The sequence below is a fragment of the Micromonospora sp. AMSO1212t genome, assembly GCF_008868145.1.
Taxonomy (GTDB): Bacteria; Actinomycetota; Actinomycetes; order Mycobacteriales; family Micromonosporaceae; genus Micromonospora; species Micromonospora tulbaghiae.
In genome coordinates this window covers 1-9,192 of record NZ_WBKS01000172.1, presented here as the reverse complement: position 1 = coordinate 9,192, position 9,192 = coordinate 1, and the positions used below count along the sequence as shown (strand labels likewise).

Below are 9,192 nucleotides of genomic sequence, written 5' to 3'. Positions count from 1 at the left end.
GGAAGCGGCACCGCGGGGGGTGCGGGCAGCGGCGGCGCGGAGGTCGGCCGCGACGCGGGGGCCTGCTCCCGGTCGGCGGGGAGAGCCGGGACCGGCGCGGGAACGGCGACCACCACGCTGTCCGCGGCGGGCGGGGCGACCGGCGCGGGCGGGGCGGCCTCCACGTACGCGGGCACCGGCACCGTCGTGCCCGCCGCGCGCACCTCGGCCTCCAGGTCGATGACCACCTCCGCCCGGCTGGCCGGTTTCGCGCCGGGCACCAGCACCGACGCCGGCATCAGCGCGCGGCCCGCACCCGCCATGCCGTCGACCCGTGCGGCCAGGTCGACGGCCAGTTCCCGCATCCGGTGGGCGGTGGAGTGGACGGTGTCGTCGAAGACGAGCGTGCCGCTGCCCGCGTCGAGCATCGCGGACCGGACCTGCTCGGCGTTCTTCGGCTCGGCGGTGGAGCGTACCCAGAGGCCGGTCTGCACCACCTCGACCACCGCGCCGGGGGCGAACCAGTAGACGCGGGGCGCGACCTCCTCGGCACCGGCCAGCGGCGGGCGGTGGCTGAGCACCGTGGGCCGGCGAGCCCGCGAGTTGGGGTGCGCCCGGGGCGAGTAGGACAGTTCGAGCGCGTACGGCGCCCAGCCGAACGCGCCGTCCGGCAGCACGGTACGGATCTCGTACCGCTGCGGGCTGCCGATCGGCACGCCGGTGTAGCAGGTGACCTCGGTGTTCAGCAGGTCGGCGAGCGCCTGGCCGAACGCCTCGCCCTCCGGGATCCGGACCTCGCCGAACTGCACGAAGCGGACCCGCTGCCGGTTCTCCTCGTCGAGCCCGCGCCAGAAGCGCACCACGTCGTCCAGCGACAGCGGCGCCGTGCCGGGGCAGCCCAGCAGCACGGTCATGGTCTCCGCCTGGCAGGGCACGTACGCGGTGAGCCGCTGCCGTTGCGGGTCGACCACCTGAGGGTCGCGGTTGCTGTGGATCCAGACACCGGCCGGGATCGGCTCGATCTCGGCGGTGGCGCTGGACGGCCGGGTGTCGATCGCGGCCCGGTCCCATCGCGGCGTCGGGTAGCGCTTGGCGTCCCAGGCCGGCGGCCGGCCGGGCCGGAACCGCACCCAGCCGCTGCCCGGTGCGGAGTGGACGAACAGCGTCCCGGCCGAGCCGCGTACCAGGTCACCGTCCGGGGCGACGACGGTGCGGTTGAGGCGTTCGGAGAGCCACTGACCGGCCATCGCCGCGGAGTTGCCGTGCCGGCCGCAAGCGATGAGCCGGATGCCGCGGCGGCGGCGCGGCAGCACCCCGGCCATGGCCTCCCACGCGCTGATCGGCATGCCGTCGCCGAGGTCGAGCACGACCACGTCGTTCTCCGCGTCCTCGATCATGGACAGCGCCAGCGACTGGGCCTCGGGACTGATGGCGTCCTCGGCGTGCACCACGAGGGCGTTGCCGACGGTGTGCTGGACGACGCCCTCGGGACGGTCCTTGCCGCCACCGAACAGGTCCCGGATCCGGGTTGCCATGATCGACCTACCCCACTTCTGTGGCCGCGAGGGCCCTCATGCTCAGCGCCGGTCCCTCGGGCACCAGCGCGAGCAGCTCTCTCGGGAAGGGAACGTTCACGACCCGGTCGAGCTTCAGCGCCCGTACCGCGTCCTGGTCGCCGATCGGGTACGCCTTTCCGTCGTCCGCGATGTACGTGGGCAGGGGTTGCGCCGCCCCGGGGCCGACCGGCGCCGGGAGGACCGCCATGCCGCTGCCGGGCGCCAGGAGCACCGACGTGCGGCCGTCGGGGCGGACGCCGGAGCGGGCGAGCGGGACGAGCACGGCGGTGCTGTCGAACCGCGTCCCGTCCACCGGGCTCTGGCGCAGGCACAGTGCGTACGGGCCGGGTTCCTGCGGGGTGAGGCCGGTCAGGTCGGGCAGCCGGGTGAGCAGCGACCGGTCGGCCGACATCCGCGCCGCGGCGAGGCCGGCGGCGCTCAGCTCCACCGGCTCCTTCCCGGAGGTGGTGGTGGCCAGCAGGAACTCGGTCCGGCTCAGCGGTGCGAGGCCGTCGCGGCGCAGCACCAGCAGTTGCTCCGCGCCGGTGTCGGGCCGCTGCCGGAACAGCGTGCCGATCGGGTACGTGCGGTCGCCGACCCGCCCGGAGCGGCCCTCGCCGGGGATCGAGGCCGGCGCCAGGTCCGGTCCGTCTGGCAGGAAGTCGAGCCAGTCCTCCGGTGCGGGCACCTTGCGGGTGGTGGTGGCGCCGAGCGCGGCGAGCACGGCCGGGTCGGCGACGCGGTGCTTGCGGCCGGCGGTCACCAGATAGGTCGGCCCGTCGGCGCCGCGGACGACGGCGAAGCGGTCGGCCGGCACCGGTAGGGCCTCGGCGCGCGGGTCGAGGTTGATGCCGAGCCGGTCGCCGGGGTCGTCGGCGACCGAGCCGGGCAGGCAGGCCAGCCACGGGCCGGCGGCCATGGAACCGGTGGCGACCGACTGCGGCGCGCCGTCGATGCCGATCGACGGTCCACGCGGAACGTCCTTGATCGACTCCTTGGAGATCAGCTTCACGGTGGCGCCGCCGCCCTGGATCAGCATCGCCGAGGTGAGGTTCGGCGTCGGGCGCAGCACGCCGCCGAGGTAGACGTACCGGTTGCCGCTCTCCTTCTCCACCAGGATCACGCCGCTCTTGGTGTACGCCTTGCTGCCGCCCGGGACGATCCAGCCGTAGACGGCGAAGCCGGCCACGACCAGGACGCTGATGAGCACGCCGAAGGCCAGGCCGGTGACGGCGCGCTGCCCGGGTATCTCCGCTGTCGACGGGTCACCCTGCACCAGGGCGGAACTCAGCCGGCCCATCATGAACTGGTGGGCGTGCACGTGGTCGCGCTGGGTCTGCACGGCCGGCTACCCGAAGAGTCCGCGGGCCCAGGCGTAGAGCCCCAGCACCTGGGCGAGCACCGGCAGCACGGCCAGGCCGGTCGCGACGTCCAGCCCGCCGGCCGTGTACTCCCAGAACGGCAGCATGCGCCGCGGCCACGGCCGGAGGGCGGCCATGACGAGCGGCACCAGGAGGGCGACGAGCCCGCCGAGCAGGACGTACCGGCCGGTCGGGGCGAGCTTGTCGGAGAACATCAGGGCCACCATGAGGTAGCCGACGGTACCGGCCGCCACCAGGGCGACCCGCTGCCAGAACCCGAAGAAGGTACGCGAGCGCAACAGGATTGCACTCGATGTCACGAGCACGAGTGTCCATCCGGACCAGCCCGGCACCCGCATGGTGTGGTGCATCAGCACCGGCAGGACCAGGGCGGACGCGGTCATGCAGGCGGTCAGGTAGGTGTCCGCCTCGTCGGCGCGCGACTTGACCAGGTCGGAGTCCTCCGGCTCGATGTCGTACGACATGTCGGCGCCGGTCTTCGGCAACTGCGGTCCGCGCAGCCGGGCCAGCTTCACCGCCGCCCTGGGCGCGATCACGATCAGCACCAGGATCACCGACACGGCCACGGCGGAGACCTTCGGCGCGCTGAGCGCGAAGCCGTCGCCGGCCAGCAGCACGAGCACCACCATCGCGGCGGTCAGCGCGACGATCAGCAGCGGGGCGAAGGGCATGACCGGCGTGACCGTACGCTGCGCGACAACCAGGAGCGCGGTGACCGTGACGATCGCGACGGCCGCGGCCAGCGCGGCGTCGGCGTTCCAGGCGACGCCGTCGGCGTCGCCGTCGACGGCGCTGGACGCGGCGACCGCCGCGAAGAACGCCGCGCCGCCGCCGAACAGCAGCGGGAACGCGCCGTCGCTCTGCTGGCGGGCGCTGACCAACGCGGCGGTGAACAGACCGGCCGCGAGCACCGCGCCGCCGATGACCTGGGGCAGCACCGGCCCCCGGTCCACGAGTACGGCGGCGATCAGGCCCATCGCCACCAGGGAGAGGACGAGGAACAGCACCCGGCGGTACTCCGGCTGCCACCGGTCGGCGCGCCGGTTGACCACCGTGGCGACGCCCTCGGCCAGGTCGTCGAAGTCGAGTTCGGGCAGCGGGTCCTGCGCCGGGCGCAGGTGCAGTTCCTCGCCCTCCAGCCAGTCCAGGCTCTCCGGCGTGCCGGACAGCTCGAACGGCGCCTGGCCGAGGCGTTGCAGCACCCACGACTCGTCGGGCACCTCGCCGTCGGGCACCCGGGCCAGGTCGGTGGTGTGCCGCACCAGCAGCGGCATCAGGTTCGCCACCGGCATCCGCGCCGGTACGGCCAGGTCGGCCCGGCGGGCCGGCCCGATCACCGTGATCCGGCACAGTTGGTCGTTCAGCGCTGCGGTCACCAGCGAGCCTCTCTCATCGGGCCGTGTCCGACACGAAACCGGTCTGCATCAGGCGTACGCCGCGCCGGGTGACGAGCTGGGCGCGCCCGGGCGGCAGTTGGCGGGGCTTCGCCTCGCCGAGGAACTTGCCCTCCTCCTTGGGGTAGGAGAAGAGCGTCGCGGGCGTGCCCAGCTCCCACATCCGCCGGATCACCGGGTCCATCATGGCCCGCATCGCGCCGGAGGTGCTCCGCGCGACGATCACGTGCAGGCCGATGTAGGCGCCCTGGGCCAGCAACGGCAGGAGCGGGTCGAGCGTCGAGCCCATCCCGGTGCTCCTGGTCATCAGGTCGTAGTCGTCGACGATGACGAACAGCTCCGGCCCTTCCCACCAGTCGCGCTTGCGCATCCGCTCGGACGAGACGTCCGCCCCGGGCATCCGCCGGTTCATCGAGACCGACGCCTGGCCGGCCAGCTCGTGGATCTTGTCGCCGGTGAACGCGAAGCCCACCTGGTACGCGGCGCCGATCGCGGTGTCCAGGTCGCGGCGCGAGTCGCCGAGCACGACCTTCGCCCGCTCCGGTGGGTAGTTCTGCTGGATGGACCGCAGGACGAGCCGGAGCAGGTTTGTCTTGCCGGTCTCGCTGTCGCCGAAGACCAGCATGTGCGGGGTGGCCATGAAGTCGTGCCAGACCGGGGCGAGACGCTGCTCGTCCTGGCCGATGACGAACTTGAAGTCGGACTCGGGCGGCGGCAGCGTCTCGACCATCAGGTGCGCCGGGAGCATCCGTACCGGCGGGGCGGCCGGTCCGGGCCAGAACGTGCCGATCTCCTCGACCACCGACTTGGTCGCCTCGGCCAGGTCGCCCACCTCGGAGCTGCCGTCCATCCGGGGCAGCGCGGCCAGGAAGTGCAGCGCGCCCTCGGTGAGGCCGCGGCCGACCTGGTTGGGCACGGTGGCCGCCTTGCGGGAGCCGTGCTCGGACTCCATCGCGTCGCCGAGCCGCAGCTCCAGCTTCGTGCCGAGCAGGTCCCGCATCCAGGTACGCAGCTCCGACCAGCGGGTCGCGGTGACGATGACGTGCACGCCGAAGGACAGGCCACGCGAGGCGAGTTCCTGGAACTTCTGCTCCAGCTCCTGGAAGTCCTGCTTCATCGTGTACCAGCCGTCGATGACCAGGAAGACGTGCCCGAAGCCGTCCTCGATCACCCCCTCGGCGACCTTGGCCAGGTAGCTGGACATGGAGTCGAGGCCGTGCCGCGCGAACTCCGCCTCGCGCTTCTCCATGACCTGGAGGACCTCCTCGACCGTCCGGACGACGCGGTCGCGTTCCATCCGGGTCGCGATCGAGCCGACGTGCGGCAGGCCGGCGATCGAGGCGAGACCGCCACCGCCGAAGTCGAGGCCGTAGAACTGGACCTCCCGCGGCGTGTTCGCCAGCGACAGCGCCAGGATCAGGCTGCGCAGCAGCGTCGACTTGCCGCTCTGCGGGGCGCCGGCGATGCCGACGTGGCCGTCCGCGCCGTTCAGGTCGACCACCAGCAGCTCGCGCAGCTGCTCCGCGGGCCGGTCCACCACGCCCACCGGGACCCGCAGGCCGCCCTGGACGGCCGGGTCGCCGATGGTCATGCCGCGTACCGGGTCGGGCAGCACGCTCGGCATGAGCGAGTCCAGGCTCGGCGCGCTGGACAGCGGCGGCAGCCAGACCTGGCGGGCCGGCGGGCCCGAGCCGGCGAGCCGGTCCAGCAGCACCTCGACCAGGCTCGGCCCGTTCGCGTCGGCGGCGGGCTCCTCCATCTGCTCGGCCGGGCGCTCCGGACCGGGGTCGTGGCGCACCGCGACCTGCCGGGTGGTGAACGGCACCACGTCCGCGGTCGGCTCGTCCCCGGCGTCCGCGACGCCGCCGCGGCGTCCGGTTCCGGTGTACGTCCCGGAGACGTACGCCGCCTTGAAGCGCACCAGGTTCGTGGTGTCCACCTTGAGGTAGCCGTTGCCGGGCTCGGGCGGCAGCTCGTACGCCGCGCCCACACCGATCACCGACCGCGACTCCATCGAGGAGAACGTGCGCAGCGCCAGCCGGTACGACAGGTGCCCCTCGACCCGGTTGATCCGGCCCTCGTCCAGGCGCTGGGAGGCGAGCAGCAGGTGCACGCCGAGCGACCGGCCGAGCCGGCCGATGGACACGAACAGGTCCATGAACTCGCTCTTGCTGGACAGCAGTTCGCTGAACTCGTCCACGATGATCAGCAGCACCGGGAAGGGCACGAGCTGGGCGCCGTTGCCGCGCGCCTTCTCGTAGTCGAACAACGAGGCGTAGCCGCTGGCGCGCAGCATCTCCTGCCGCCGGGTCATCTCGCCGTTGAGCGCGTCCTGCATCCGGTCGACCAGCGGCAGCTCGTCGGCCAGGTTGGTGATCACCGCCGAGGTGTGCGGCAGCTTGTCCATGCCGAGGAAGGTGGCGCCGCCCTTGAAGTCGACGAGCACCAGGTTGAGGATCTCCGAGCTGTGCGTCGCGGCCAGGCCGCAGACGAGGGTACGCAGCAGCTCCGACTTGCCCGATCCGGTGGCGCCGATGAGCAGGCCGTGCGGTCCCATGCCGCCCTGCGCGGACTCCTTCAGGTCCAGCTCGATGACCTCGCCCTCCTCGGTGACGCCGATCGGCACCATGAGGCGGTTGCGCTGCGGGGTCCGCGTGCGCCACAGCGTCTGCACGTCGAAGGTCATGGCGTCGCGGATGCCGAGCAGCGTGGTCAGCTCGAAGCTGGTGTCCAGCGGCTCGTCGGAGACCTCCAGCGTGCCGCTGGTCCGCTTCGGCGCGATGATCCGGGCCAGCGCCTCGCACTGGGTCTGGTCCAGCCCGTCACGCGTGGCCGAGCCGGTCGTCGCGCCGGCCGGGAACTCCACCACGTCGTCGGTGACGGTGAGCCGCAGCACCTTGGGGCCGCCGGGCATCGCGCCGGTCAGGTCGAGCAGCACCACGTTGCGGATGCCCGCGCCGAGCAGGCGGGAGCTGTCCGGCAGGTCCACCAGATGCGCGACGATCACCAGGAACGGCTCGCTCGTGGTCGGCTTGACGGCCCGGTCGTGGTCGCCCCGGTCGGTGATCTCGGGGCCGAGCATGTCCATCAGCGCGTCGTGACTGCCGGCGAACATCCGGACCGGGCCGGCCGCGTCGTACGCGGTGGGGTGGGCGTTGTGCGGCAGCCACTTGACCCACTCCCACGGCCCCCGGTGCACCTCGGCGGCGAGCACCGCGATCCGCAGCTCGTCCGGGGCGTGGAAGGTGGCGAGCTGCGCCACCATGGCGCGGGCCAGGTCGATCGCCGGGTCGATCGCGCCCTCGAACTCGACGCTCGTGAAGCTCGGCAGGCCGACGGAGGTGGGGATGCCCGACACCGTCCGGTACGCCTCGGAGAACCGCCGCAGCGAGATCGACGACAGCGGTTCGAGATCCTCGATCGGTTTGGTGGACGGCGGATTGAACTTCAGCATCGCGGTCTGCCGGCCGAGACCGATCCGGACCCGGCCGAAGTCGTCGTGGCTGGGCCGGCGCTCCCACAGCCGGCTGCCCATCGCGATCGACCACAGCCAGCCCGGCTGCGGGTTGTTCCACAGCACGTGGCGGCGCTGCTGGTCGGCCGCCTCTCGCGCCTGCTTGCGCAGCTGCCCGATGTAGCGGAGGAAGTCGCGCCGCTCGCCGCGCATCTTGCGCTTGCGCTCGGCGGCCGCGCGGCCGATCTGCATGACGCCCATGAGCAGCATGCCGCCGGCCATCGCGCCGCCCATCACGTACATGATCGGGGTGCGGTTGTAGAGGCCGAACATGGCGAGCATCGCGCCCATGCCGAGGCCCATCGGCACGACCATCGCGAACGAGCGGAAGTCGAGCGGGGCCTCCTCCGCCATCAGCGGCGGCTCCTGAAGCTCGATCGAGCCCTCCGGCGCCTCCGGGCCCGGCGCGCGGGGCGGGCGCTTGACGGTGACCGTACTCATCCGATCGTCCCCGCGTCGGCGCCGTCGCCGCCCCAGACGGTGCGCTCCTGGCGCAGCAGCTTCACCGCGTAGCGGTCGTTGCGGTAACGCTCAGCCACCTTGACGTCGTCGTCCTCCTCGGCCTGGCGCTTCTTCTCCTTCTTCGCCCGCTCCTCCTCGTCCCGGCGGCGTCGCTCCTGCTCGGCCCAGAACGCCGCGGCGCGGGCGGCCGCCGCCTTCTCCTCCTCGGCGAGCGACGTCGTGAACTCAGCGTCGCTGATGCCGGGCTCACCGCACGCGCGCATCTTCTCCAGGTCGGCGCCGAAGAAGTCGAACGTGCCGTCCGCCGGCCGGGGCGCCTTCGCGGGCGCCACCCGCCGCCACACGGCGCGCGGGGGCTGCGGTGTCTCCGACATGGTCACCCTTCCCTGCCCTCGTCCGCTGACGGACCGGTCAGCCAGTCGGCGTCGCTGAGGTCGTCCCAGCCCGTCGTGTCGTCGGGGTCGTCGTCCGGGCGGACCAGTGGCACGTGGTCGTCGGCCGCCGGCCGGGCGCGGTCACCGCCCCAGACGGCGTCGTCCTCGCGCAGCCCGGCGGCGGGCTCCCGGTCGGCGCCGGGCTCGCGGTCGTCGTCGCGATCGGAGCGACGCCGGACCGTACCGGCCCGGGCGGGGTCGTCGGGGTCCGTACCGGACGCCGCGCGGCCGGACGCCTGCGGGCCGGGACCGGCGAGTCCGGCCACGGCGGCGGCGCCGGCCAGACCGAGCGCGCCGGGGACCGCGACCGCCACCTCGCCCTCGGCCACGACGGCGGCCACGCCGGCCTTCCGGTGCGTCCCCTCCGGAGCGCCGCCTCCCGGCGGGGCCGTCTGGTGCGACTGCGCGGTTGGGTTCCCCTGCGCGGGCGGGTTCGGCTGCGCCGGCGGATTCGACTGCGCGGGCTGGTTC

Annotated in this window: 4 protein-coding genes and 2 pseudogenes; all 6 read right to left on the bottom strand. The window is 73.3% G+C overall.

Annotated elements, in window-relative coordinates; translation table 11 throughout:
* Nucleotides 1-1,514, bottom strand: a pseudogene (locus F8279_RS27550) (hypothetical protein); the annotation flags it as partial.
* Between the two features lie 7 nt (nt 1,515-1,521).
* Nucleotides 1,522-2,877 (bottom strand): type VII secretion protein EccB, encoded by a 1,356-nt coding sequence (gene eccB, locus F8279_RS27545; protein ID WP_151501490.1) that lies wholly within the window; start codon nt 2,875-2,877, stop codon nt 1,522-1,524.
* A gap of 6 nt (nt 2,878-2,883) precedes the next feature.
* Nucleotides 2,884-4,293 (bottom strand): type VII secretion integral membrane protein EccD, encoded by a 1,410-nt coding sequence (eccD, locus tag F8279_RS27540; RefSeq protein WP_091416628.1) that lies wholly within the window; start codon nt 4,291-4,293, stop codon nt 2,884-2,886.
* A 13-nt stretch (nt 4,294-4,306) separates the two neighbouring features.
* Entirely contained in the window at nt 4,307-8,266 is a 3,960-nt protein-coding gene (eccCa, locus tag F8279_RS27535; RefSeq protein WP_151501489.1) for a type VII secretion protein EccCa, read from the bottom strand.
* Nucleotides 8,263-8,661: a hypothetical protein gene (locus tag F8279_RS27530; protein WP_151501488.1), complete on the bottom strand. Its 399-nt coding sequence runs from the start codon at nt 8,659-8,661 to the stop codon at nt 8,263-8,265. Before F8279_RS27530 ends, eccCa begins: the two co-directional genes overlap by 4 nt.
* A 2-nt stretch (nt 8,662-8,663) precedes the next feature.
* A pseudogene (locus tag F8279_RS27525) lies at nt 8,664-9,192 on the bottom strand (hypothetical protein); the annotation flags it as partial.